The sequence below is a fragment of the Enterobacillus tribolii genome (assembly GCF_003363015.1).
Lineage (GTDB): Bacteria > Pseudomonadota > Gammaproteobacteria > Enterobacterales > Enterobacteriaceae > Enterobacillus > Enterobacillus tribolii.
In genome coordinates this window covers 99,114-121,680 of record NZ_QRAP01000004.1, presented here as the reverse complement: position 1 = coordinate 121,680, position 22,567 = coordinate 99,114, and the positions used below count along the sequence as shown (strand labels likewise).

At 55.0% G+C, this 22,567-nt stretch carries 22 protein-coding genes, 8 tRNA genes and 1 pseudogene; 18 read left to right on the top strand and 13 right to left on the bottom strand.

The window, feature by feature from the left end; all coding sequences use genetic code 11:
• The first annotated feature begins 21 nt into the window (after positions 1-21).
• The 6 genes from C8D90_RS09980 (at position 22) to C8D90_RS09955 (ending at position 5,391) form a co-directional block, all read left to right on the top strand.
• The gene (locus C8D90_RS09980) at positions 22-1,026 is read left to right on the top strand and encodes a sulfate ABC transporter substrate-binding protein (protein ID WP_115458298.1); all 1,005 of its coding nucleotides are present in this window, start codon (positions 22-24) and stop codon (positions 1,024-1,026) included.
• Complete coding sequence (gene cysT / locus C8D90_RS09975) at positions 1,026-1,865, top strand: sulfate/thiosulfate ABC transporter permease CysT (RefSeq protein WP_115458297.1); 840 nt, start codon at positions 1,026-1,028, stop codon at positions 1,863-1,865. The genes C8D90_RS09980 and cysT overlap by 1 nt, the downstream gene beginning before the upstream one ends.
• Positions 1,865-2,734 carry a sulfate/thiosulfate ABC transporter permease CysW gene (cysW, locus tag C8D90_RS09970; RefSeq protein WP_115458296.1) on the top strand — a complete coding sequence of 290 codons (870 nt, stop codon included), beginning with the start codon at positions 1,865-1,867 and terminating at the stop codon, positions 2,732-2,734. Before cysT ends, cysW begins: the two co-directional genes overlap by 1 nt.
• Complete coding sequence (gene cysA, locus C8D90_RS09965) at positions 2,731-3,819, top strand: sulfate/thiosulfate ABC transporter ATP-binding protein CysA (protein WP_115458295.1); 1,089 nt, start codon at positions 2,731-2,733, stop codon at positions 3,817-3,819. Before cysW ends, cysA begins: the two co-directional genes overlap by 4 nt.
• A gap of 116 nt (positions 3,820-3,935) precedes the next feature.
• Complete coding sequence (gene cysM / locus C8D90_RS09960; RefSeq protein ID WP_115458294.1) at positions 3,936-4,826, top strand: cysteine synthase CysM; 891 nt, start codon at positions 3,936-3,938, stop codon at positions 4,824-4,826.
• A 358-nt stretch (positions 4,827-5,184) separates the two neighbouring features.
• On the top strand, positions 5,185-5,391 hold the full coding sequence (locus C8D90_RS09955; protein ID WP_162844387.1) for a DUF4762 family protein: 207 nt from the start codon (positions 5,185-5,187) through the stop codon (positions 5,389-5,391).
• 289 nt (positions 5,392-5,680) lie between these two features.
• Here C8D90_RS09955 and crr read toward each other — a convergent pair whose 3' ends face one another.
• The 5 genes and pseudogenes from crr to C8D90_RS09930 all read right to left on the bottom strand — a co-directional run.
• Positions 5,681-6,190: a PTS glucose transporter subunit IIA gene (gene crr, locus C8D90_RS09950; protein ID WP_115458292.1), complete on the bottom strand. Its 510-nt coding sequence runs from the start codon at positions 6,188-6,190 to the stop codon at positions 5,681-5,683.
• Between the two features lie 48 nt (positions 6,191-6,238).
• Positions 6,239-7,966, bottom strand: coding sequence for a phosphoenolpyruvate-protein phosphotransferase PtsI (gene ptsI, locus C8D90_RS09945; protein ID WP_115458291.1), 1,728 nt, complete (start codon positions 7,964-7,966; stop codon positions 6,239-6,241).
• Positions 7,967-8,015: 49 nt separating this feature from the next.
• Positions 8,016-8,273 (bottom strand): phosphocarrier protein Hpr, encoded by a 258-nt coding sequence (gene ptsH, locus C8D90_RS09940; RefSeq protein WP_013316619.1) that lies wholly within the window; start codon positions 8,271-8,273, stop codon positions 8,016-8,018.
• A 395-nt stretch (positions 8,274-8,668) separates the two neighbouring features.
• Positions 8,669-9,637 carry a cysteine synthase A gene (gene cysK, locus C8D90_RS09935; RefSeq protein WP_115458290.1) on the bottom strand — a complete coding sequence of 323 codons (969 nt, stop codon included), beginning with the start codon at positions 9,635-9,637 and terminating at the stop codon, positions 8,669-8,671.
• A gap of 215 nt (positions 9,638-9,852) precedes the next feature.
• A pseudogene (locus C8D90_RS09930) lies at positions 9,853-10,041 on the bottom strand (tyrosine-type recombinase/integrase); the annotation flags it as partial.
• A gap of 44 nt (positions 10,042-10,085) precedes the next feature.
• Between C8D90_RS09930 and C8D90_RS09925 the strand changes: the two are divergent.
• The 3 genes from C8D90_RS09925 to C8D90_RS09915 all read left to right on the top strand — a co-directional run bounded on the left by C8D90_RS09925 (position 10,086) and on the right by C8D90_RS09915 (position 11,589).
• Entirely contained in the window at positions 10,086-10,370 is a 285-nt protein-coding gene (locus C8D90_RS09925) for a hypothetical protein (RefSeq protein WP_115458288.1), read from the top strand.
• Positions 10,371-10,559: 189 nt separating this feature from the next.
• A complete protein-coding gene (locus C8D90_RS09920; protein ID WP_115458287.1) occupies positions 10,560-11,174 on the top strand; it encodes a pesticin C-terminus-like muramidase in 615 nt (204 codons plus the stop codon).
• A gap of 4 nt (positions 11,175-11,178) precedes the next feature.
• Positions 11,179-11,589 (top strand): lysozyme inhibitor LprI family protein, encoded by a 411-nt coding sequence (locus C8D90_RS09915; RefSeq protein ID WP_162844386.1) that lies wholly within the window; start codon positions 11,179-11,181, stop codon positions 11,587-11,589.
• Between the two features lie 203 nt (positions 11,590-11,792).
• Here C8D90_RS09915 and cysZ read toward each other — a convergent pair whose 3' ends face one another.
• On the bottom strand, positions 11,793-12,554 hold the full coding sequence (cysZ, locus tag C8D90_RS09910; RefSeq protein WP_115458285.1) for a sulfate transporter CysZ: 762 nt from the start codon (positions 12,552-12,554) through the stop codon (positions 11,793-11,795).
• A gap of 274 nt (positions 12,555-12,828) precedes the next feature.
• On the opposite strand from cysZ, the gene zipA reads away from it, so the two are divergent.
• The 4 genes from zipA to C8D90_RS09890 all read left to right on the top strand — a co-directional run bounded on the left by zipA (position 12,829) and on the right by C8D90_RS09890 (position 16,997).
• Positions 12,829-13,866 (top strand): cell division protein ZipA, encoded by a 1,038-nt coding sequence (gene zipA / locus C8D90_RS09905; RefSeq protein WP_115458284.1) that lies wholly within the window; start codon positions 12,829-12,831, stop codon positions 13,864-13,866.
• 129 nt (positions 13,867-13,995) lie between these two features.
• Positions 13,996-16,017 (top strand): NAD-dependent DNA ligase LigA, encoded by a 2,022-nt coding sequence (gene ligA, locus C8D90_RS09900; protein WP_115458283.1) that lies wholly within the window; start codon positions 13,996-13,998, stop codon positions 16,015-16,017.
• 8 nt (positions 16,018-16,025) lie between these two features.
• Positions 16,026-16,241 (top strand): DUF3820 family protein, encoded by a 216-nt coding sequence (locus C8D90_RS09895; protein ID WP_115458282.1) that lies wholly within the window; start codon positions 16,026-16,028, stop codon positions 16,239-16,241.
• Positions 16,242-16,331: 90 nt separating this feature from the next.
• Positions 16,332-16,997: a hypothetical protein gene (locus tag C8D90_RS09890; protein ID WP_147291347.1), complete on the top strand. Its 666-nt coding sequence runs from the start codon at positions 16,332-16,334 to the stop codon at positions 16,995-16,997.
• Between the two features lie 39 nt (positions 16,998-17,036).
• Here C8D90_RS09890 and C8D90_RS09885 read toward each other — a convergent pair.
• The 5 genes from C8D90_RS09885 to C8D90_RS09865 form a co-directional block, all read right to left on the bottom strand.
• Positions 17,037-17,112, bottom strand: a tRNA-Lys gene (locus C8D90_RS09885).
• Positions 17,113-17,119: 7 nt separating this feature from the next.
• Positions 17,120-17,195, bottom strand: a tRNA-Val gene (locus tag C8D90_RS09880).
• Between the two features lie 37 nt (positions 17,196-17,232).
• Positions 17,233-17,308, bottom strand: a tRNA-Val gene (locus C8D90_RS09875).
• Between the two features lie 38 nt (positions 17,309-17,346).
• Positions 17,347-17,422: transfer RNA gene (locus tag C8D90_RS09870), tRNA-Val, on the bottom strand.
• A 45-nt stretch (positions 17,423-17,467) separates the two neighbouring features.
• Positions 17,468-17,543, bottom strand: a tRNA-Val gene (locus C8D90_RS09865).
• A 264-nt stretch (positions 17,544-17,807) separates the two neighbouring features.
• Here C8D90_RS09865 and gltX point away from each other — a divergent pair.
• Entirely contained in the window at positions 17,808-19,223 is a 1,416-nt protein-coding gene (gene gltX, locus C8D90_RS09860) for a glutamate--tRNA ligase (protein ID WP_115458280.1), read from the top strand.
• A gap of 87 nt (positions 19,224-19,310) precedes the next feature.
• Here the strand turns inward: gltX and C8D90_RS09855 are convergent, their stop codons facing one another.
• Positions 19,311-19,706 carry a DNA-binding protein gene (locus C8D90_RS09855; protein WP_115458279.1) on the bottom strand — a complete coding sequence of 132 codons (396 nt, stop codon included), beginning with the start codon at positions 19,704-19,706 and terminating at the stop codon, positions 19,311-19,313.
• Between the two features lie 262 nt (positions 19,707-19,968).
• Between C8D90_RS09855 and C8D90_RS09850 the strand changes: the two genes are divergently transcribed.
• The 4 genes from C8D90_RS09850 (at position 19,969) to C8D90_RS09835 (ending at position 21,062) form a co-directional block, all read left to right on the top strand.
• Positions 19,969-20,044: transfer RNA gene (locus tag C8D90_RS09850), tRNA-Ala, on the top strand.
• Positions 20,045-20,129: 85 nt separating this feature from the next.
• A tRNA-Ala gene (locus C8D90_RS09845) sits at positions 20,130-20,205 on the top strand.
• A gap of 65 nt (positions 20,206-20,270) precedes the next feature.
• Positions 20,271-20,346 (top strand) — tRNA-Ala (locus C8D90_RS09840).
• 128 nt (positions 20,347-20,474) lie between these two features.
• On the top strand, positions 20,475-21,062 hold the full coding sequence (locus C8D90_RS09835) for a 2-phosphoglycerate kinase (protein ID WP_196238500.1): 588 nt from the start codon (positions 20,475-20,477) through the stop codon (positions 21,060-21,062).
• A gap of 10 nt (positions 21,063-21,072) precedes the next feature.
• Here C8D90_RS09835 and C8D90_RS09830 read toward each other — a convergent pair whose 3' ends face one another.
• Positions 21,073-22,257, bottom strand: a complete 1,185-nt coding sequence (locus tag C8D90_RS09830) for a NupC/NupG family nucleoside CNT transporter (RefSeq protein WP_115458278.1) — start codon at positions 22,255-22,257, stop codon at positions 21,073-21,075.
• Between the last annotated feature and the right edge of the window lie 310 nt (positions 22,258-22,567).

Here is a 22,567-nt window from a genome sequence, read left to right as displayed (position 1 = left end):
GAATCTGGCTGAAGGTAGAGAATGAATAAGATATCGCTGAGAGGATGGATACTGGCCGCGCTGCTCGCATCAGGGGGCGCTTCCGCCACGGAATTATTGAACAGCTCCTACGACGTCTCCCGTGAGTTGTTCAGCGCGCTGAACCCGGTATTTGAACAGCAGTGGCAGCAGCAGGGCAACCCCGCGCTGACCATCAAACAATCCCATGCGGGTTCATCCAAGCAGGCGCTGGCGATTTTGCAGGGGCTGCGTGCGGACGTCGTCACCTATAATCAGGTTACTGACGTACAAATCCTGCACGACCGCGGTAATCTGATTCCGGCTGACTGGCAGAGCCGTCTGCCGAACAACAGCTCGCCGTTTTATTCCACCATGGCGTTTCTGGTACGCAAAGGCAACCCGAAGCACATTCAGAGCTGGGACGACCTGGTGCGCGATGACGTGAAGCTGGTGTTCCCGAACCCCAAAACCTCCGGCAACGGCCGTTATACCTATCTGGCCGCCTGGGGCGCGATCGACCGTGCCGATGGCGGAAACGAAGAGAAAACCCGCGAGTGGATGAAGCGTTTCCTGCGCAACGTCGCGGTCTTTGACACCGGCGGGCGCGGCGCGACGACGACCTTCGTCGAACGTAACCTGGGCGACGTGCTGATAAGTTTTGAGTCTGAAGTTAATAACATCCGTAAGCAGTACGGCAGCGACAAGTATGAAGTTATCGTGCCGCCGGTGGATATTCTGGCGGAGTTCCCCGTTGCCTGGGTGGATAAAAACGTTGAGCGCAACGGTACGGAACACGCGGCCAAAGCCTACCTGAATTTCCTCTACAGCCCGCAGGCGCAGAAGATCATCACCAGCTTCAATTACCGTGTTTACGATAAGCAGGCGATGGAAGCGGCGAAGGAGCAATTTCCCGCGACGCAGCTGTTTCGCGTAGAAGAACAGTTTGGCGGGTGGCCGCAGGTGATGAGTAAGCACTTTGCCGCCGGCGGAGAGTTGGATCAACTGCTGGCGGAAGGACACCGCTGATGCTGCTCTCTCGCGCCGCGCCGAAACGGGTGTTGCCGGGCTTCACGCTGAGCCTGGGCAGCAGCCTGCTCTATACCTGCCTGATTTTGCTGCTGCCGCTCAGCGCGTTGGTCATGCAGCTGGCGCAGATGAGCTGGCAACAATATTGGGACGTGATTACCAACGGCCAGGTTGTCGCCGCCTATAAGGTAACGCTGCTGGCGGCTGGCGTGGCCAGCGTGTTCAATGCTTTGTTCGGCATGCTGATGGCGTGGATCCTGACCCGCTATGAATTCCCGGGGAAAACCCTGCTGGACGGCCTGATGGATCTGCCTTTCGCCCTGCCGACCGCCGTCGCCGGGTTGACGCTGGCGGGCCTGTTTGCCACTACCGGCTGGTACGGCGCGTGGCTGGCGCATTTTGACATCAAGGTGGCCTTCACCTGGTTGGGGATCGCGGTAGCGATGGCGTTTACCAGCATCCCGTTCGTGGTGCGTACCGTTCAGCCGGTGCTGGAAGACCTCGGGCCGGAATATGAGGAAGCGGCGCAAACCCTGGGCGCTTCGCGCTGGCAGAGCTTTCGCCGCGTGGTGTTGCCGGAAGTCGCGCCGGCGCTGCTGGCTGGCACTGCGTTGTCGTTTACCCGCAGCCTGGGCGAGTTCGGCGCGGTGATTTTTATCGCCGGGAACATTGCCTGGAAAACGGAAGTGACGTCGCTGATGATTTTCATTCGTCTGCAAGAGTTTGACTACCCGGCGGCCAGCGCGATCGCTTCGGTTATTCTTGCGGCTTCGCTGTTGTTGCTGTTCAGCATTAATACGCTACAGAGCCGCTTCGGCCGGCGCGTGGGAGGCCATTGATGGCAGATATTCCGGTCATTCACGGGGGCGCCCGTCCGCGCATCGACGGCGTTAAATGGTTGCTGATTGGTACCGGCGTGTTGTTTTCGGTGTTGTTGTTAGTCGTGCCTTTGGTGGCGATTTTCGCCACCGCTTTTTCTGACGGCGTAGGCGTGGTTTGGCAGAACCTGAGCGATCCGGACATGCTGCACGCGATTTGGCTGACTGTACTGGTAGCGTTGATTACCGTGCCGGCCAATCTGATCTTCGGCACGTTTCTGGCCTGGCTGGTCACGCGGTTTCATTTTCCCGGCCGCCAGCTGTTGCTGACGCTGATCGATATTCCGTTCGCGGTGTCGCCGGTGGTGGCGGGGCTGCTGTACCTGCTGTTTTACGGTTCCAACGGCCCGCTCGGCGGCTGGCTGGATCAGCATGATATTCAATTGATGTTCGCCTGGCCGGGCATGGTGCTGGTAACAATTTTCGTCACCTGTCCGTTCGTGGTGCGCGAGCTGGTGCCGGTCATGATGAGTCAGGGCAGCCAGGAAGATGAGGCTGCGGTATTGCTGGGCGCGTCCGGCTGGCAGATGTTCCGCCGCGTGACGTTGCCGAACATTCGTTGGGCGTTGCTGTATGGCGTGGTGTTGACCAATGCCCGCGCGATTGGCGAATTCGGTGCGGTTTCCGTGGTTTCCGGTTCGATTCGCGGGGAAACCTACACCTTGCCGCTGCAGGTTGAATTGCTGCATCAGGATTACAACACCGCGGGCGCTTTCACCGCCGCGGCGTTATTGACGGTAATGGCGATCCTGACGCTGTTTTTGAAAAATATGGTGCAATGGCGTCTGAGCCGGCAGGTCGTGCGCAGCGCACCGGAGGAAGCGAAATGAGCATTGAAATTCAGCAGGTCAGCAAATATTTCGGACGTACTCAGGTATTGCACGATATCTCTCTCGACATCCCTTCCGGGGAAATGGTGGCGTTGCTGGGGCCGTCCGGCTCAGGCAAAACGACGCTGCTGCGCATTATTGCCGGCCTGGAAGGGCAGAACAGCGGGCGTCTGAGCTTTAACGGTAAGGACGTCAGCCGCTTACATGCCCGCGACCGCCGGGTTGGGTTTGTATTCCAGCACTACGCGCTGTTTCGCCATATGAGCGTGTTCGACAACATCGCTTTCGGGCTGAGCGTATTGCCGCGTCGTGAACGTCCGGATGCGGCCGCCATCCGCGCCAGGGTGATGCAGTTGCTGGATATGGTTCAGCTCAGCCATCTGGCCGATCGTTTTCCTTCCCAGCTTTCCGGCGGGCAGAAGCAGCGCGTCGCCCTGGCGCGCGCGCTGGCCGTGGAGCCGCAGATCCTGTTACTGGATGAGCCGTTCGGCGCGCTGGACGCTCAGGTGCGTAAAGAGCTGCGCCGCTGGCTGCGTCAGTTGCACGAAGAACTGAAATTCACCAGCGTGTTCGTCACTCACGATCAGGAAGAAGCGATGGAAGTGGCCGACCGGGTCGTAGTGATGAGCCAGGGGAATATTGAACAAATCGGTACGCCGGACGACGTATGGCGCGAGCCGGCCAGCCGCTTCGTGCTGGAGTTTTTGGGCGAGGTGAACCAGATTGCGGGCGAAATCCGCGGTTCCCAGCTTTATATCGGCGAGCATCATTGGCCGCTGGCATTTTCACCGCTGCATCAGGGGCGGGTGGATCTCTTTTTGCGTCCGTGGGAAATGGAGATCGGAAATCAAATCAGCGCCCGTTGCCCGCTGCCGGTGCAGGTGCTGGAAGTCAGTCCGCGCGGGCATTACTGGCAGCTCAGCGTACAGCCGCTGGGGTGGCATCCTGAGCCAATCAGCGTCGTGCTGACCGGGCCGGGTGTCGCGCCGAAGCGCGGAGCGCGCTGCTTCGTCGGCGGGCTTAACGCACGGCTGTATGCCGGGGAAAAGCCGTTACAGCCGGTTGCGCTGGCTAAAAGCGCCTGATAGGTTTGTGACAGGAAGCGGCGAACGTAGCTTCGCCGCCGTTCGGGTGCAGGCGGAGGTGAAACCTCCGCTTTTTTATTTCTGTTTGGGCATAACGATAATCAGGAAGTAAGCAGGTGGATACTCTGGAATCTTGCATCGGCAACACGCCGCTGGTGCGGCTGCAACGTATGGCTGAAGGAACGGGGAGTGAGGTCTGGGTAAAGCTTGAGGGGAATAACCCGGCCGGCTCGGTGAAAGATCGCGCCGCGCTGTCGATGATTCGTCAGGCGGAGTTGCGCGGTGACATCGCACCGGGCGACACCCTGATTGAAGCGACCAGCGGCAACACCGGCATCGCGCTGGCGATGATCGCCGCGATGAAAGGTTACCGGCTGCGTTTGCTGATGCCGGAAAATATGAGCCGGGAACGTCAGGCGTCGATGCGCGCCTATGGCGCGGAGCTGATTCTGGTCAGCCGCGAAGACGGCATGGAAGGTGCGCGTGATTTGGCGCAGGCCATGGCGGCGCGGGGAGAGGGGCGCATTCTGGACCAGTTTAATAATCCGGATAATGCGTTGGCGCATTATCAGACCACCGGGCCGGAGATCTGGCGGCAAACGGGCGGAATGATAACGCACTTCGTTTCCAGCATGGGAACGACCGGAACTATCACCGGCGTGGCGCAATACCTGAAAGCGCAGAATCGCGACGTACAGATTGCGGGATTGCAGCCGGCGGAGGGCGCCAGTATCCCCGGCATCCGTCGCTGGTCGCCGGCGTATTTGCCGGGGATTTTCCGGCCGGAGCTGGTGGATACCGTTATTGATATGCCGCAGACACTGGCGGAAGACACCATGCGCCGGCTGGCGCGTGAAGAGGGGATTTTTTGCGGCGTCAGTTCTGGCGGCGCGGTGGCGGGCGCGTTACGTATTGCGCGTGAGCGGCCGGAGAGCAAAATCGTGGCGATAATCTGCGATCGTGGCGACCGCTATCTTTCAACCGGCGTATTCAGTGATGACGTGTAGGGGCTGAGAATGACCTCCTTTCTGAGTAAAGAAAGGAGGACGTAAATAAATAACGTTTAGTTCGGAAAATATATTGGCAATGATGTAATTATTCTGTAATTATTATTTAGCATTAAGATCTTTCCATTTTACCTCAATTGCATTGGTTAGGATTATTCTATGTAATTAGGGATTTTGCTTGTTTGTAAATTTGGTGCTTACAAATTGCTTGCATGGTCAGTAGTTATCTATTAATTTTCAATCCGTCTAATAAATGGATGTGGTGGCTATTATATTCATGTCAAATGAAGGGATATCTATTATCTGATATTTATTAGGTATAATGAGAAAATTAATTTACCAAGTAAGGATGCAAATTATGCAAAAAATGACTGAAGCTCAGGCTAAAAAGGTTATTGGTGGTCAAGACTATAACTGTACCGCAGCTTACAACTACATTCAGGTTGGCACCCAGACGGGTTGCTACGAGACGACCAGCTGCCGTGACAAGCATGGCGTACTGACCACGACTAACAAGCCTGTAGACGCAGCATTCTGCAAAGGCCTGTCTAACATTAAGCAATAATGTTATTTAGCAAGGCATAAGTATTTATGCCTTGCTATCGGTTGAATAGATTTAAGCATAAATTGATCAGGTGCGTTCATTCGCAAGCCTGGTTTTGTTGTTTCAAAAAGCAGGCCAGGTAATTTATTTTAAATATAAAGTAATTGGTAATTTAATTGGATTTTAAGAAAAACGGCCGCTTAATTATGGCGGTAATGACTGGCAAAAAGATAAATAATAGGTTAGGGCTGGATGACAGCAGGAAATAAAAATGCCGGCCCAGGGCCGGCATTTTAATGTAGAGCGGACATTACTTCTTAATGCGGATAACCGGTGTTTCACCCACGACAACGGTGCCGGAGAGCTTGGTCAGCTCTTTGATCTCATCCATATTGGAGATGACGACCGGCGTCAGGGTGGACTTGGCTTTTTCTTCCAGCAGCGGCAGATCGAATTCAATAACCACATCGCCTTTCTTCACGCGCTGACCTTCTTCAGCGATGCGTCTGAAGCCTTCGCCTTTCAGTTCTACGGTGTCGATGCCGAAGTGGACGAACAGCTCAATGCCACTGTCTGATTCAATGGAGAAGGCATGGTTCGTTTCAAAGATTTTACCGATGGTGCCGTCCACCGGGGCGACCATTTTGTTGCCCGAGGGCTTGATGGCGATGCCATCGCCGACGATCTTCTCAGCGAACACAACATCCGGCACATCTTCAATATTGACAATTTCACCGGACAGCGGGGCGAAAATTTCAATGCTGCCCGTATCTTTCTTGTCATCTGAAACCAACGATTTCAGTTTATCGAACAAACCCATGATCTTCTCCTAAGCAAGTAATGTTGGGCGGCGTTCCGGCAACCGGAATCAGCAGATCGTTTTTTCTTCAATGAACTTGTTAACCAGGTTCATCAGATCAGCAGCCGTCGGCTGCTGCAACGCTTCATCTGCCAATGCCTTCACATCTTCAAAATTCGCATTGCGGATAATTTTCTTGATGCGCGGGATTGAGATTGCACTCATGCTGAACTCATCCAGACCCATGCCCAAAAGAAGCAGTGTAGCACGTTCGTCACCGGCAAGCTCGCCGCACATGCCGGTCCACTTACCTTCCGCGTGAGACGCGTCGATCACTTGCTTAATCAGTGACAGCACTGACGGGGACATCGGGTTGTAGAGATGAGAGATCAGCTCGTTGCCGCGATCTACTGCCAGAGTATACTGGGTTAAATCGTTTGTCCCAATACTAAAGAAGTCAACTTCCTTAGCCAGATGACGTGCGATGGTTGCCGCAGCCGGCGTTTCCACCATTACGCCCACTTCAATTTCTTCGTCGAACGCTTTGTTTTCCTCACGCAGCTGGGCTTTCAGCATCTCCAGCTCGGCGTTCAGGGCGCGGACTTCTTCGACGGAAATAATCATCGGATACATGATGCGCAGCTTGCCAAAGGCGGAGGCACGCAGAATAGCGCGCAGCTGGGCATGCAGGATCTCTTTGCGGTCCAGGCAGATACGGATGGCGCGCCAGCCCAGGAAGGGGTTCTCTTCCTTCGGCAGGTCCATGTACGGCAGGTCTTTGTCGCCGCCGATGTCCATCGTACGTACGATAACGGCCTGGGAGCCCATGGCTTCCGCAACGGCCTTGTAAGCCTGGAACTGCTCTTCCTCGGTCGGGAAGGCATCGCGGTCCATGAACAGGAATTCGGTGCGGTACAGGCCCACGCCTTCCGCGCCGTTGCGCTCAGCGCCGGCAACGTCGCGTACGGTGCCGATGTTGGCGCAGACTTCAACCTGATGGCCGTCCAGCGTGATCGCCGGCAGGTCTTTCAGCTTGGCCAGTTCGTTTTTCTCGGTGATGTACTGGTTCTGTGCGGCTTTCAGTTCTTCGGTGATGTCAGCCGTCGGGTTAACGTAGATCTTGTTGTTAACCGCGTCGAGAATCAGGTTATCGCCGTTGTTCACCTTCTTGGTCACGTCGCTGGTGCCGACGATAGCCGGCAGCTCCAGGGAGCGCGCCATGATGGAGGTGTGGGAGGTACGGCCGCCCAGGTCGGTGATGAAGCCCAGCACCTTATCAAGGTTCAGCTGTGCGGTTTCCGACGGGGTCAGATCGGTGGCGACCAGAATCACTTCATCCTGAATCGCGCTCAGATCGACAATGGTCATACCCAGAATATTTTTCAGCAGACGCTTACCGATGTCGCGGACGTCGGCGGCGCGTTCTTTGAGGTATTCGTCGTCAAGTTCTTCCAGGGCTTTGGCCTGGGTGTCGATCACTTCAAATACCGCCGCGTCGGCGCTGCACTTGTCGTCTTTGATAAGGGCTATGATTTCCTGCTCAAGCTCTTCGTCTTCCAACAACATGATGTGGCCTTCGAAGATGGCGGCTTTTTCTTCGCCGAGGGTCTCGCTGGCTTTAATCCTGATCGCTTCAAGCTGCTGGGCGGCTTTGTCGCGACCGTCTTTAAAGCGGGCGATCTCCTGCTCAACCTGCTCTGCAGTGATTTTTTTCCGGTTGATGACAATTTCATCTTCTTTCAGCAGGAGCGCCTTGCCGAAAGCAATACCCGGTGATACTAAAATACCTGAAATCATAACCCTACCTTTACTGTTGACTGGTTTACCTATGCGTGACGGAAGCCGCTTACTCCAGCTCAGCCATCAGTTTTACCAGATGTTCAACGGCCTGCTGCTCGTCTTCACCCTCAGCGGAAATGGTGACCACGGTGCCCTGGGTCAGGCCGAGCGTTTGCAGTTTGAACAGGCTTTTGGCGCTGGCGCTTTTGCCGTTGGAGGTTACTGTGATTTCAGACGTGAAACCCTTGGCTTCTTTAACGAATTGAGCAGCAGGGCGGGTGTGCAGGCCATTCGGAGCGGTAATAGTAACTTCTTGCTGGAACATAAGTTTCCCCAACTTTTGGATTAATATTCGTGGACTAAAGCTTAGCCTACCGGCGGAACTTTAGCTTGTCGTGGTTCGCGTCTGACCAATGGAACATCGGCAAGTTTGCCACCGGCAACCGGATGCTTAGTGTAGCGTAAAAGGCAAACGCTACGACTGAACCATCAGGGCGCCTGTTCCATTATGCCGCGTCGGAGCCGATAAGAACAATTCAGTAAATCGATTCAGCGGCTATTGCGCATAGATTGCGAATAATTTCGCGGTTCAAAATAATTGCTTGCTTAAATACTAAACCTCAGGCGGAAAAGCAATGTCGAGGTAGTAAGAATTTTGAGCCACGCCACAAAAAAAGCACCCATCAGGGTGCTTTTTAACGTGTTTTCAACATGCTGATTTCACTGCTGCAATTCCTGTTCTGTGAACAGATCTGCAAAGAGCGCGGTGCTGAGGTAACGTTCACCTGATGAAGGCAGAATAACGACAATTGTCTGGTCAGTAAAGTCGGGATCGTTGGCTAAACGCAACGCGGCGATGACGGCGGCGCCGGAGGAAATACCGGCGAGAATGCCTTCCTCTTCCATCAGGCGGCGCGCCATGGCGATGGCGTCGTCGTTGCTGACGCGCTCAACGCGGTCAACCAGCGACAGATCGAGGTTTTCCGGGATGAAGCCGGCGCCGATGCCCTGGATTTTATGCGGGCCGGGTTTGATTTCCTGACCGGCCAGCGCCTGGGTGATCACCGGTGAATCTTCCGGTTCGACCGCCACGGAAATCACCTTTTTCCCTTTGGTTTTTTTCAGAAAACGGCTCGTGCCGGTCAGTGTACCGCCGGTACCGACCCCGGCGATCAGCACATCGACCTTACCATCGGTGTCTTCCCAGATTTCTGGGCCGGTGGTCTTTTCGTGAATCGCCGGGTTGGCAGGGTTGCTGAACTGCTGAAGCAGTACGTAACGGGACGGATCGGAGGCAACAATCTCTTCGGCTTTGGCGATAGCGCCTTTCATGCCTTTCGCGCCTTCGGTCAATACCAGGTTGGCGCCCAGCGCTTTCAGCAGCTTACGGCGCTCCAGGCTCATGGTTTCCGGCATGGTCAGCGTCAGTTTGTAACCGCGCGCGGCGGCAACGAAGGCGAGGGCGATGCCGGTGTTGCCACTGGTCGGCTCCACCAGTTCCACGCCGGGTTTCAGAATGCCGCGCTGCTCCGCGTCCCAAATCATATTGGCGCCGATGCGGTCTTTTACGCTGAAGCTCGGGTTGCGGGACTCCACTTTCGCCAGGATACGGCCGTTACCGATGCGGTTCAGACGTACCAGCGGGGAATGGCCGATGGTCAGGGAGTTGTCATCATAAATCTTTGTCATATCCTGTCCTTTTAACTCTATGAAATGCAGGGAACATTAGGGGAGCATACGCGAATACGCCACGCAGGGAAGTAAATAAAAGATATAACGTTATGTTATGAAGATATATCTTTTATATACGAAAAAAATCAATATGTTGCATATAAATCATGTAATTACGACACTAAACAAAACAATCAAGATCAAATCAATTGGGGCGAAATATGGACACGCGGTTACGTTGCTAACGGATTAAATTGCACCTCCCCAACCAGATGATCGGGGAAGAAATACCTGTAAATCATCGTGTTGGATATTGAGCGATGCCCCAATATTTTTTGTAGTACCAGGATGTTACCGCCGTTTGACATGAAGTGCGTTGTAAATGTGTGCCGGAACATGTGTGTGGCCTGGCCGTCGGGTAGCGTCTACCGGTGGTACGGGGTATGTGACGCGTTGCGGCCCGGCGATGCGCGGCCTGTGCAACGCCCTGGCGGCTGCGACTAAGTTGCGGTTTACATTCCCCGCGGCGGATTATGTTGATGTGAAAATCCTGCATTTCAAAAGCACTGGCACCGGTTACGCACTGATCGAATCCCTGGCCGGTGCGTTTTCGTGTGGTAATTTTTTTGCAAAAATTTTACGCCGCAATAATGGCGCTAAGCCTCGCCGCCGCTGGGTCTTTTGTATTAGCCATTATTTACAATCTGTGCAATGGTCTGCCGGGATTTGCCAAAGCAACCCCGGCGGTTAGCGCCTTACGGAAAACTTAATGTTATCTAATGTAAGAAGATTTAATTAATTTCGTGAGATTGTATCGAGAAACGGTCAGTGCCCCGGATGTTCATCCGTATTTGACATGCCAGGCGTAGCGCGGCTTGCTGGGGAGAAAGGTTGTCTGTAGGTTTTGCAATCAACCACACAAACAGGGAGGGCGTTTGATATGGCGGATTCAGCGAGTAACGGCGTAAACCGTGGTCACCTAACATTCAGGGGGGAGGGGAACAACAACCGCAATTCAGTGAACTATAGCCGCGTGGTGCATTACCCGCAGCTCGGCGATTCTGGCGTTACCATTGGCCACGGGTATGATATGGGCGGACGGTCACAGCAGCAGGTTTACGCTGACCTAATACGGGCCGGGATTAGCCAGGGCCAGGCGCGGGCGATTTCCGCCGCGGCAGGATTGCGGGGCCGGCAGGCAGCTGAGTTTGTGCGTCAGCAGCGCGCGACAATTGGCGAGATCACAGAGCAGCAGCAGGCCGCGCTATTCAATCAAATCTTTCCCTCCTATGAGCGCCGGGCGCAGTCGGTGTATAACGCCCGCGCCGCGCATGTGCAGAATCGCCCGGAGTGGTCAGAGCTTCACCCGGCTATAAGAGATGTCATCGTTGATATGGTCTATCAGGGGCTGAGGTGCGAAACAGCCGCGCCAGCAGCCGCGAGCAATAATATCGACAGTTTTATTGATTACATGAGGCGGACGCCGTTAATCATGCGGCATGAGCCGGCGAGAAATAGGATCGGATATCTGGAATCTAACCGAGGGGATAGGTAACACCATGAAACGATTGTTTATAGCGTCACTGTTTTTTATCCCGTTCGTGTCCAATGCCGCGCCGACGTTTGACGAGCTGAGGGAGAAAAATCCGGAGGTATGCAAGGACATATCGAAAGAGGACGGATATCCAGGATTTGTGGATTGCGTCGTTAGGATGAATGAGGCTTCAGAGCAGAAACTACAGGCCCGTCTGCCGGCACTGAGAAAAGATTTGGATAGCCTGAGTTTGATTGAATACCGTGCAAATTTCGACCAGAACCAAAAAGCCTGGGAGGAATACAAGAAAACGCGCTGCACCTATTTGACTACAGGGATGGAGGGGCAAGCGCGTGATTTTGAGGCGACTATGTGTAATCTGATGGAGAACTATCAGAGGTTAGATGTGCTGGAAGGTGAGCCGGCATTTCCCTAACCGAATAGCCCCGCAATACGGGGCTTTCTTTTTGTGATCAATTCGTGGGTCATGAAATTAAAAAAATGATAAATATCATGATGTTGCATTCATTAAAAGTTATGAAAAAATAACGTTTGCATTACATTATGGAACGAAAAACGGTGAAAGTTGCGGCAATGCGTGCGGGGCCGGACGGCCCCGCGGGGGAAAAATCGTGACGATCAGCGCACGAAACCGGCGCGGTAACGGTCAACCCACATGGCGGTGGCGCCGCAGACGGCGACGGGCATGATGACCAGGTTGAGCACCGGGATCATGGTGAACAGGCTGGTCAGCGCGCCGAACTGCAGGTTGGCGACGCGGTGGCTGGTCAGTGCGCTGCGCATCTGCGGAAAACTCACCTTGTGATTGTCGAAGGGGTAATCGCAGTATTGAATGGCCATCATCCAGGCGCTGAACAGGAACCACAGCAGCGGCGCCAGCGTTTGACCAATGCCGGGAATAAAATAGAGAATCAGCAGCACGAAGGCGCGCGGCAGGTAATACGCCAGCTTCAGCCATTCCCGCTTCATGATGCGCGGAACGTCTTTCAGCGTGGAAAGCAGGCCGCTTTCAGGCAGGGATTTCCCGGTCAGTTGCCCTTCAAGCTGTTCCGCCAGCAGCCCGTTGAACGGCGCGGCGATCAGGTTGGTTATGGTGCTGAAAAAATAGCTGGATACCAGCAAGACGGAAACGACCGCCACCGGCCACAGCAGGTAACTCAGCCATTGCAGCCAGGAAGGCACGTGGCTCATCAGGGCGGGGATCCAGTCTCCGAGCTGCGTAAACAGCCACCAGAATGCCAGCCCCATCAGCACGATGTTGACCAGCAGGGGCATCAGAACATAGCGTTTGATACCCGGCATGCGGATAAGACGCCAGCCCTGGGAGAAGTAGTAAACCCCGTTTGCGTTACGGGAAGATGATGCATTGTTTGATGACATAAGCGTCGAATTTCTCATTACGGAATAATCTTGACTATCATATCGGTGCGCGCGTGGCCTTTCCACTTCAGAATTGACCGAAAAAACAACAATTGAACAATAAAAATCGCCTTTATTAACATAAAGTTCAGCACAGACTTGCACTTGTTAACTCAGGGAAATAGAGTTATAGGCTAGGCTGTGCTTCAAACTTTGATAAAGAAAGCGATGCGCAGCCGCCAAGAGGCTCGCCACCCTGATGGCGTGGTAATGAATAAAAACGACAGAGATAGCAATGATGCAGGATTTGCGTCTGATATTAATCGTTGTTGGTGCGGTTGCCATTATCGCGCTGTTGCTGCATGGTCTGTGGACCAGCCGCAAAGAGCGATCTTCCCTGTTTCGCGACCGCCCGGCCAAACGTCAAAAGAAAACGCGTGATGAATCACCGCCGACAGAAACGGATGACGATGATGCTGGCGTGGGAGACATCCGGATTCGCCATAGTGCGAAACCGGTTCATCAGCCCGTTGAGCCTGCGTTTGGCCGTTATGACGATGAGCCGGACGCAGATATCACCGCCGAAGTACCGGCTCCGAAAGTTTCCCGGCAGGAAGACGTCGTGGAACATCACGATGAGCCGCTTGATCCGCTGCTGGGCGATGACAGGACGGATGACGACGCGGATGATGAAGATAAATACGCCGCGCCGCGGCAGCCTGAAGTGCCCGTAGCGGCGCATCAGCATCATCAGCAGCATGGCGCCCGCCAGGCCGAAACGATTTCTGCGGCGCGTCAGCGCGAGTTTGAGTTCGAGGGGCCGGAGCAAGGCACTGCGCATCATGATGATGTGTCCGACAAGCAGGCATCCGCGCCGGCCGCCGGCGCACAGGAAAAAGACAAAGGGCAGGACGTTGTGCTGGTTCTGCACGTCGCCGCGCATCACGGCAGCGTGATCGGTGGTGAGGTGCTGCTGCAGAGCGTACTCCAGGCCGGCTTCCAGTTCGGCGAGATGAGCATTTTCCATCGTCATCTCAGCCCGGCGAACAGCAGCGGGCCGGTGTTGTTCAGCATGGCGAATATGGTGAAGCCGGGGAGTTTCAATCCGGACACCATGGCGGATTTCACGACGCCGGGCGTTTCGTTCTTCATGGTGGTGCCTTCCTACGGCGATGCTAATCAGAACTTCAAGCTGATGCTGCAGTCGGCGCAGCGCATTGCTGACGACGTCGGCGGCGTGGTGCTGGACGACGAGCGCCGCATGATGACGCCGCAGAAACTGGAAACCTACAAGGCGCGTATCCGTGCCGCGCTGGAAAACGCGCGCCGCTGAGAGGCGGGCCAAACTCTCCCCGCTCATTCGGGCCGTTGCGACGTATCGCGGCCTGAATCAGGGCTGGGTGTGAACTGACCTTATAAACCCCCGCGAACCGGGGGTTTTTTATCATTTGTATGGTGGCTTATGAACCCGACGATTGAACAGCAAATCGAACACTTAAGAACGACGTTGCGCCATCATGAATATCAGTATCACGTACTGGACGACCCCCAGATTCCCGACGCGGAATATGACCGGCTGATGCGCGAACTGCGGGCGCTGGAAGAGCAGCATCCTGAGCTGGTGACGCCGGATTCTCCCACGCAGCGCGTCGGCGCTGCGCCGCTGACGGCGTTTCGTCAGGTACGCCATGAAGTGCCTATGCTGTCGCTGGATAACGTTTTTGATGAAGAAAGCTATCTGGCGTTCGACAAACGGGTTCACGATCGCCTGAAAACCGCCGAACCGCTGACCTTCTGCTGCGAGCTGAAGCTGGACGGTCTTGCCGTCAGCCTGCTGTATGAGGACGGCATGCTGGTAAGTGCCGCTACCCGCGGCGACGGCACCACCGGCGAGGATATTACCGCCAACGTGAAGACCATCCGCGCCATTCCGCTGCGCCTGACGGGCGACAATATTCCCCGCCGGGTGGAGGTGCGCGGCGAAGTTTTTATGCCTCAGGCCGGTTTTGAAGCCATGAATGAAGAAGCGCGGCGCAAGGACGGCAAGGTGTTTGCCAACCCGCGTAACGCCGCCGCCGGTTCCCTGCGTCAGCTTGATCCGCGTATTACCGCTAAACGTCCGCTGACGTTTTACTGCTACGGCGTCGGGTTGCTGGAAGGCGGAACCCTGCCGGGCAGCCATTATCAGCGCCTGATGACGTTTCGTTCCTGGGGGTTGCCGGTAAGCGACCGGGTGACGCTGTGCACCGGCAGTGAGAACGTGCTGGCGTTTTACCATCAGGTAGAACGCGATCGCCCTTCGCTGGGGTTTGATATCGATGGCGTCGTGCTCAAAGTGGACGACATCGCTACGCAGGAAGAACTTGGTTTTGTCGCGCGCGCGCCGCGTTGGGCGACCGCGTTTAAGTTCCCGGCGCAGGAACAGATGACGGTGCTGAAGGGCGTGGAGTTTCAGGTCGGACGTACCGGGGCGATTACGCCGGTCGCGCGGCTGGAACCCGTGTTGGTGGCCGGGGTGACGGTCAGTAACGCCACGCTGCACAATGCGGACGAAATTGAACGTCTGGGCATTCGCATCGGCGACACCGTGGTAGTGCGCCGCGCCGGCGACGTCATTCCGCAGGTGGTCGGCGTGGTGGAGTCACAGCGCCCTGCAGATGCCCAGGAAGTGGTGTTCCCTGCCCATTGCCCGGTTTGCGGCTCCGACGTGGAACGTATTGAGGGCGAAGCCGTGGCGCGCTGTACCGGCGGCCTGTTCTGCGGCGCGCAGCGCAAAGAGGCGCTCAAGCACTTTGTTTCCCGCCGGGCGATGGACGTCGATGGGATGGGGGATAAGATCATCGAGCAGTTGGTCGATAAAGAATACGTCAAAACGCCGGCGGATCTGTATCGCTTAACCGCAGGCGTGCTGACCGGGCTGGATCGCATGGGGCCGAAGTCGGCGCAGAATCTGGTGAGCGCGCTGGATAAGTCCAGGGAAACCACGCTGGCCCGTTTCCTGTTCGCGCTGGGCATCCGTGAAGTCGGGGAGGCGACCGCCGCTAACCTGGCGGCGCACTTCGGCTCGCTGGAAGCGTTACAACAGGCCGATACCGAAGCGTTGCTGGAAGTGCCGGACGTCGGCGAGATCGTGGCTAAGCATGTACGGCATTTCCTTAATGAGGAGCACAATCAGCACGTTATCGCCGAGCTGATCAGTCCGGAAATCAATATTCACTGGGAAAATCCCGTACCGATCGTCCGGGAAACCCTCGACAACCCCTTCGCCGGTAAAACGGTGGTGCTGACCGGCTCGCTGAGCCTGATGTCCCGCGATGAAGCGAAGGATCGTCTGACGGCGCTGGGAGCGAAGGTCAGCGGCAGCGTGTCGAAGAAAACGCATATGGTGATTGCCGGTGAAGCGGCCGGCTCCAAGCTGGCTAAGGCGCAGGAATTGGGGATTCCGGTAATTGATGAGGCGGAGATGGTCCGTCTGCTGGGGTAACGGCAAAGATGGAAAAGGAAGACTTGATCGCCCTGGCCAATACCGTGATGCCCTTCGGCAAGTATAAGGGCAGGGTGTTGATTGATTTGCCGGAAGAATATTTGCTGTGGTTCGCCCGTAAGGATGAATTTCCCAAAGGGAAACTGGGTGAACTGATGCAGATGGCGCTGGCAATCAAAATAGAAGGGTTGCAGGGATTAGTGACGCCGCTGAAGCGGCGCTAATCCCGGTATTGCACTGAAGTGCTAAAGTTTTGCCCGCCATTGGCCGACATATTCCGGTAATGACACCTGCGCATACAGCCGGAGGCGCCAATGGCGATCCCCCCTCTTGAACCTCATGACAACCGGGATTTTCTTCGTCCGGGACGTATGACGGACAGCCTGCTGACGGTTGCCCGTATCGATCGCTTACTACAGTTGCTGGAACGGCGGGATATTCCCCCACAGCAGCGTGTGCGCTTGCTGAATGCGCTGAACGGCCTGCAGCAGCAACATGCCTTGTTAAAATCGCAGGAAGCCAATAATCCGTCGTCGTCGTCCACCCAGGGAAAAGAGGGGGCCTTTACCGCCTTGGGGCACCGTGACGGCGGGCAGGCCGCGGTGCGCGTTGTGCTCGGAGAGATGGGCAGGACATTGTATCAGCAAGGCGAAGTAGAACGGGCGCTGGATGTGAAAGGCGGGTTGGAGAAGGCGTTATCCGGTATCGACCGGGCGGCGTCTGATGCGAACACGAAAGCCGGGGCCACGCGTGCGGTAACGGAAAACTATCTGGCCGTAGCGGCACAGGTTCCTCCGCCCGGCGTGAACGAAATGGGAGCGCAGGGATTACAAACCAGTGAACCCCGCCCGGTGTTCGGGCTGATTCCCCCGCTGTGGCTGCCGGAGGGGCTGCGTACGGGTAAATGGCGTTCTGCCGGAGATTCTTTGCTGTTGTTCGTCGTGGCGGTATTGGTACTGCTGGCGTTGTTGTTTATCTGAGGGAATTTCTGGAGGAGAAATAACAGGGAACCGGGGGGATGGTGGGTCGTGCAGGATTCGAACCTGCGACCAATTGATTAAAAGTCAACTGCTCTACCAACTGAGCTAACGACCCGCAGAAGTGGTGGGTGATGACGGGATCGAACCGCCGACCCCCTCCTTGTAAGGGAGGTGCTCTCCCAGCTGAGCTAATCACCCACTTCTGTATACCCGATTGTCTCTGTCTTAGCGGAAGTGGTGGGTGATGACGGGATCGAACCGCCGACCCCCTCCTTGTAAGGGAGGTGCTCTCCCGGCTGAGCTAATCACCCACTTCCGATTGACAGATTGTAGCAACTTTTCCGAAAAGTGGTGGGTGATGACGGGATCGAACCGCCGACCCCCTCCTTGTAAGGGAGGTGCTCTCCCAGCTGAGCTAATCACCCGCTGTTCGGTCTGTTACTTTACACGGCGGGATCACGAAAGAATCGTGGTGGGTGATGACGGGTTCGAACCGCCGACCCCCTCCTTGTAAGGGAGGTGCTCTCCCAGCTGAGCTAATCACCCCCGCTGTGTGGAGTCGCATTATAGGGAGCCGCGAAAAATGGTCAACGGTTTTTTCATGGAAAAATGTTGTTCGTCCGAAATTTAGGCAAGATGGGCGTGGCGGAATAAAGCATGTGCGGACTTCTTCTCCGTTTCCGCTTCCGGACGGGGAAGACTGCGGAACGCGTTGAGGAATTGAGGCGTAATGGTAGAATGTCGCGCACTGATATCGACGCAGATAACGAGGCGACCCGTCTCCGTTTGCATAACTAGGCCACGATCCCCATGAAAATCAAAACACGTTTCGCGCCGAGCCCGACCGGCTACCTGCACGTCGGCGGCGCCCGTACCGCGCTTTATTCCTGGTTGTATGCCCGTCATAACGACGGCGAGTTCGTTTTGCGCATCGAAGATACCGATCTGGAGCGTTCAACGCAGGAAGCCATCGACGCCATTATGGACGGTATGAACTGGCTCAACCTGGAATGGGACGAAGGCCCGTATTACCAGACCAAGCGTTTTGACCGCTATAACCAGGTTATCGATCAGATGCTGGAGCAGGGCACGGCCTACAAATGCTACTGTTCCAAAGAGCGTCTGGAGAAGCTGCGTGAAGATCAAATGGCGAACGGCGAGAAGCCCCGCTATGACGGTCATTGCCGCGACAGCCACGAGCATCACGCCGCCGACGAACCGTGCGTGGTACGTTTCCGCAATCCGCAGGACGGCAGCGTAATTTTTGACGATAAAATCCGTGGCCCGATTGAAATCAGTAATCAGGAACTGGACGATCTGATCATTCGCCGTACCGATGGTTCTCCGACCTACAACTTCTGTGTGGTGGTCGACGATTGGGATATGGAGATCACCCACGTGATCCGCGGTGAAGACCATATCAACAACACGCCGCGCCAGATCAACATCCTGAAAGCGCTGGGCGCGCCGGTGCCGGAATATGCCCACGTTTCCATGATCCTGGGCGACGACGGTAAGAAGCTGTCTAAACGCCACGGCGCCGTTGGCGTGATGCAGTACCGTGATGATGGTTATCTGCCGGAAGCTTTGTTGAACTACCTGGTGCGTCTGGGATGGTCCCACGGCGATCAGGAAATTTTCAGCATTGATGAAATGAAGGAATTTTTCACGCTGGAGGCCATCAACAAGTCTGCCAGCGCGTTCAATACCGAAAAACTGCAATGGCTGAACCACCACTACATCAATGCGTTGCCGCCGGAGCGTGTTGCGGTGTATCTGGACTGGCATATTCGTCAGGCCGGTTACGACACCCACAACGGCCCGCAGTTGACCGCCATCGTGAAACTGCTGGGAGAACGTTGCAAGACGCTGAAAGAAATGGCCGCTCAGGCGCGCTGCTACTATGAAGACTTCAGCGAGTTTGACGCCGATGCCGCTAAAAAGCATCTGCGCCCGGTTGCGCGTCAGCCGCTGGAAGTGGTCCGCGCCAAGCTGGCGGCCATCACGGAGTGGACGCCGGAAAACATTCACCATGCCATTCAAAGCACGGCCGATGAGCTGGAGCAGGGGATGGGGAAAGTGGGGATGCCGCTGCGCGTAGCGGTAACCGGCTCAGGCCAGTCGCCTGGCGTGGACGTTACCGTAGAGGCCGTGGGCAAGAGCCGTTCGCTGGCGCGTATTGATAAGGCGCTGGCATACATCGCCGAGCGCGAAGCGCAGCAGTAACCGCGTCAATAAGAGAACCGCCCTGGGATGGCTCCCGGGGCGGTTTTTTGTTTATTACGCTGGATTTAACTACGGGTACCGGTTTTCTTACCCTTCACACTCAAGCTCGGGTTTTTCTTTCATGCTCGCACTGCGTCGTTCAAGCCCTAAACGCTCAAAAAGCGAATTGATGCCTTCACGCATAACGAACGTGGTCAGTAACTCCCGTTCTTCATCGGTCAACTGATAATAAATCGCTGACCATGCCTTGATGGTGTTCGGTGGCTCAACCTGATACCCCTGAGAATCTTCGCGTGCTGCGAGTTCTGCTACGACATTGGGCGGGAAACTGCTGATGTGGTATTCAATAGCGCGACCCTGAACTCCCGAGCGACGCTGTTTGCGCCAGCCTTCCGCCTTGGCTCTCTGATTGATTGCCTGAGGTGTAGTGGGAAATCCACCAATTCCGACTAGCTCTTTTGCAGCGTACCATTCCTTCTTCATAGATGTTTCCCTACCAAATACGTATGGCCGGACGATTACGTTACTAAATTCACTTATATAAACATCTAATAGCATACAGTGAGATGGCTCAGAAAAAAACCAGTCAGATATAAACTTTGTTAATCAAAAAAAGGGTTATGTGTCGAAGGATTAGGCATGTGTGGCGTCTTTTTCAGCGCTTGCTCCGCGATTGGCATTTAGCCGTTGACAGCCTCCCGGAGGTTGCATATCATGCGCCCCGTTCCCGCAAAAACGGTCAAATGGGGCTATAGCTCAGCTGGGAGAGCGCCTGCATGGCATGCAGGAGGTCAGCGGTTCGATCCCGCTTAGCTCCACCATCGTCTCAAAGTCTGAAATGATGGTCGTCAGAACGTTTTTACGAAAGTTGTGATAATAATCACATGTGGGATGCCACAAAACTGTGGGGCTATAGCTCAGCTGGGAGAGCGCTTGCATGGCATGCAAGAGGTCAGCGGTTCGATCCCGCTTAGCTCCACCAAAATTCCCAATCACTGCGGTGACGTTCACTTCGCAAAATAACGCGCAGGGAACACGGTCTATCGTGGGGCTATAGCTCAGCTGGGAGAGCGCCTGCATGGCATGCAGGAGGTCAGCGGTTCGATCCCGCTTAGCTCCACCAATCACTTCTTTCTTCCCCTGATTCTCTTTCTCCCTGGTCTTTCGGCAAAAAAAAGCATTTCCTACGATTTATGCCTGATATAAGCGGGTTAAGCTGTGCGTCTGGCGCCAGATGATAGGGAGAAAGGTATGATTATTTTGATTGGCGGCTGCAGCTCGGTGGGGAAAACCCTGCTGGCGCAGCGCTTGCTCGAACACTGCCTGGTGCCTTATCTGTCCGCAGATCATCTGAAGATGGGGCTGTACCGCGCCGATGCCACCCGCTGCGGTTTTACGCCGATGGATCGCGATGACGTGATAGAGCAGCGCCTGTGGCCGATTCTTAAAGGCATCATCGACACCAACATCGAGAACGGGCAAAACCTGATTATCGAAGGATGCTATCTGTTCCCGCAGCGCCTGGCGTCTTTCCCTGAGGAGTATCGCCGGCATATCATTCCTGTCTTTCTCGCGCTGTCAGAGCGCTATATTCGCGCGCATTACCACACTGGCATCCTCCGGCACCGCAATGTGATTGAACGGCGCCAGGGGCCGGAGGAGCGCACGATAGCGCAGGTCATCGATGAGAACCGGGCACTGAAAACGCGCTGTGATGAAAGCGGCGTTGCCTGCATTGAAATAGACGGGGACTATGAGCGCACGCTTGAACGCGTTTGCCAGCGGATTGCGCAAGAGGTTGCCGGCAATAAAAAAGGCGCCGCAGCGCCTTTTTCCTGAGCCTTGATGCTTACAGCACCAGCCCCGCAATAGACGCCGACAGCATGCTGACCAGCGTGGAGCCGTACACCAGTTTCAGGCCGAAGCGCGAAACCACGTTGCCCTGATGTTCGTTCAGCCCTTTGATAGCGCCTGCCACAATCCCGATTGAGGAGAAGTTGGCGAAAGAAACCAGGAATACGGAAAGGATGCCCGCGCCGCGCGGCGACAGCTCGCCGACAATCTTCTGCAGGTCGATCATCGCCACAAATTCGTTGGACACCAGCTTGGTCGCCATGATGCTGCCGACCTGCAACGCTTCGTTGCTGGGAACGCCCATGATCCAGGCAAACGGGTAGAAGACGTAGCCCAGAATGCCCTGGAAGCTGATACCGAACAGCATGCTGAACAAGGCGTTAATGGCGGAGATCAGCGCGATAAAGCCAATCAGCATCGCCGCAACGATAATGGCGACCTTGAAACCGGCCAGAATGTATTCGCCCAGCATTTCGAAGAAGTTTTGCCCTTCATGGGTGTTTTTCAGCTGCAGATCGCTTTCACCGTCAACCTGATACGGGTTGATCAGCGACAGAACGATAAAGGTGCTGAACATGTTAAGCACCAGCGCGGCCACCACGTATTTGGGCTCCAGCATGGTCATGTAGGCGCCGACGATGGACATGGATACCGTAGACATGGCGGTTGCCGCCATCGTGTACATCCGCTTTTCCGACATCTTGCCCAATACGTCTTTATAGGCGATGAAGTTTTCTGACTGTCCCAAAACCAATGAGCTGACGGCGTTGAAGGACTCCAGTTTGCCCATGCCGTTGATTTTCGACAGCACCGTACCGATAGCGCGAATGACGACGGGCAGTACGCGGATATGTTGCAGGATACCGATCAGCGCCGAGATGAAGACGATGGGGCAGAGGACGTTCAGGAAGAAGAAGGCCAGTCCTTTGTCGCTCATATTACCGAAGACGAAGTTGGTCCCTTCGGCGGCAAACTTCAGCAGCTTTTCAAAGAACTCGGAGAATCCTTTTACAAAGCCCAATCCCACGTCGGAGTTCAGGAAGAAGTATGCCAACAGAACTTCCACTACCAGCAATTGGATTACGAAACGTAAGCGAATGCTTTTGCGATCGCGGCTGACCAGCAGGGCGAGGATCGTGACGACTGCAATCGCCAAAACAAAATGCAGAATACGGGACATAAAAGCTCCAAATTTGAGGAGGGCTAGATTTTCAGGCTCATTCTATGTAACGCGTTAACTAAAAACGAGATGTGTATAGCAAATATCAAAACTAATGAAAAAATTATCACTAAATCCAATGGAAAAGTTAAAATTATCACAAAACCAAGCAGTCTTGGTTGTAAGAGAAATTTTTAGTTTTTGTGATAAAATTATTAAAAGCCAGAATGCGTGTTTTAACCAGGGCATGTTCAGCGTTTATTGGGTTATCACTCAACGTGTTTTATGAAGGCGTCTGTCGCTCTGTTTCCTATTAAAGCGATAGGTATGT

What these genes read in the sequence shown, in the direction of transcription:
- C8D90_RS09915 (WP_162844386.1), top strand. Translation starts at nt 11,179, where the DNA reads ATGAAACGATTGTTTATAGCGTCACTGTTTTTTATCCCGTTCGTGTCC.
- C8D90_RS09835 (WP_196238500.1), top strand. Translation starts at nt 20,475, where the DNA reads ATGATTATTTTGATTGGCGGCTGCAGCTCGGTGGGGAAAACCCTGCTG.
- cysT (WP_115458297.1), top strand. Translation starts at nt 1,026, where the DNA reads ATGCTGCTCTCTCGCGCCGCGCCGAAACGGGTGTTGCCGGGCTTCACG.
- cysW (WP_115458296.1), top strand. Translation starts at nt 1,865, where the DNA reads ATGGCAGATATTCCGGTCATTCACGGGGGCGCCCGTCCGCGCATCGAC.
- C8D90_RS09895 (WP_115458282.1), top strand. Translation starts at nt 16,026, where the DNA reads ATGGAAAAGGAAGACTTGATCGCCCTGGCCAATACCGTGATGCCCTTC.
- ptsH (WP_013316619.1), bottom strand. Translation starts at nt 8,273, where the DNA reads ATGTTCCAGCAAGAAGTTACTATTACCGCTCCGAATGGCCTGCACACC.
- gltX (WP_115458280.1), top strand. Translation starts at nt 17,808, where the DNA reads ATGAAAATCAAAACACGTTTCGCGCCGAGCCCGACCGGCTACCTGCAC.
- ligA (WP_115458283.1), top strand. Translation starts at nt 13,996, where the DNA reads ATGAACCCGACGATTGAACAGCAAATCGAACACTTAAGAACGACGTTG.
- C8D90_RS09830 (WP_115458278.1), bottom strand. Translation starts at nt 22,257, where the DNA reads ATGTCCCGTATTCTGCATTTTGTTTTGGCGATTGCAGTCGTCACGATC.
- C8D90_RS09855 (WP_115458279.1), bottom strand. Translation starts at nt 19,706, where the DNA reads ATGAAGAAGGAATGGTACGCTGCAAAAGAGCTAGTCGGAATTGGTGGA.
- cysK (WP_115458290.1), bottom strand. Translation starts at nt 9,637, where the DNA reads ATGACAAAGATTTATGATGACAACTCCCTGACCATCGGCCATTCCCCG.
- cysA (WP_115458295.1), top strand. Translation starts at nt 2,731, where the DNA reads ATGAGCATTGAAATTCAGCAGGTCAGCAAATATTTCGGACGTACTCAG.
- C8D90_RS09890 (WP_147291347.1), top strand. Translation starts at nt 16,332, where the DNA reads ATGGCGATCCCCCCTCTTGAACCTCATGACAACCGGGATTTTCTTCGT.
- C8D90_RS09920 (WP_115458287.1), top strand. Translation starts at nt 10,560, where the DNA reads ATGGCGGATTCAGCGAGTAACGGCGTAAACCGTGGTCACCTAACATTC.
- cysZ (WP_115458285.1), bottom strand. Translation starts at nt 12,554, where the DNA reads ATGTCATCAAACAATGCATCATCTTCCCGTAACGCAAACGGGGTTTAC.
- C8D90_RS09925 (WP_115458288.1), top strand. Translation starts at nt 10,086, where the DNA reads ATGCGCGGCCTGTGCAACGCCCTGGCGGCTGCGACTAAGTTGCGGTTT.
- C8D90_RS09955 (WP_162844387.1), top strand. Translation starts at nt 5,185, where the DNA reads ATGCAAAAAATGACTGAAGCTCAGGCTAAAAAGGTTATTGGTGGTCAA.
- crr (WP_115458292.1), bottom strand. Translation starts at nt 6,190, where the DNA reads ATGGGTTTGTTCGATAAACTGAAATCGTTGGTTTCAGATGACAAGAAA.
- ptsI (WP_115458291.1), bottom strand. Translation starts at nt 7,966, where the DNA reads ATGATTTCAGGTATTTTAGTATCACCGGGTATTGCTTTCGGCAAGGCG.
- zipA (WP_115458284.1), top strand. Translation starts at nt 12,829, where the DNA reads ATGATGCAGGATTTGCGTCTGATATTAATCGTTGTTGGTGCGGTTGCC.
- C8D90_RS09980 (WP_115458298.1), top strand. Translation starts at nt 22, where the DNA reads ATGAATAAGATATCGCTGAGAGGATGGATACTGGCCGCGCTGCTCGCA.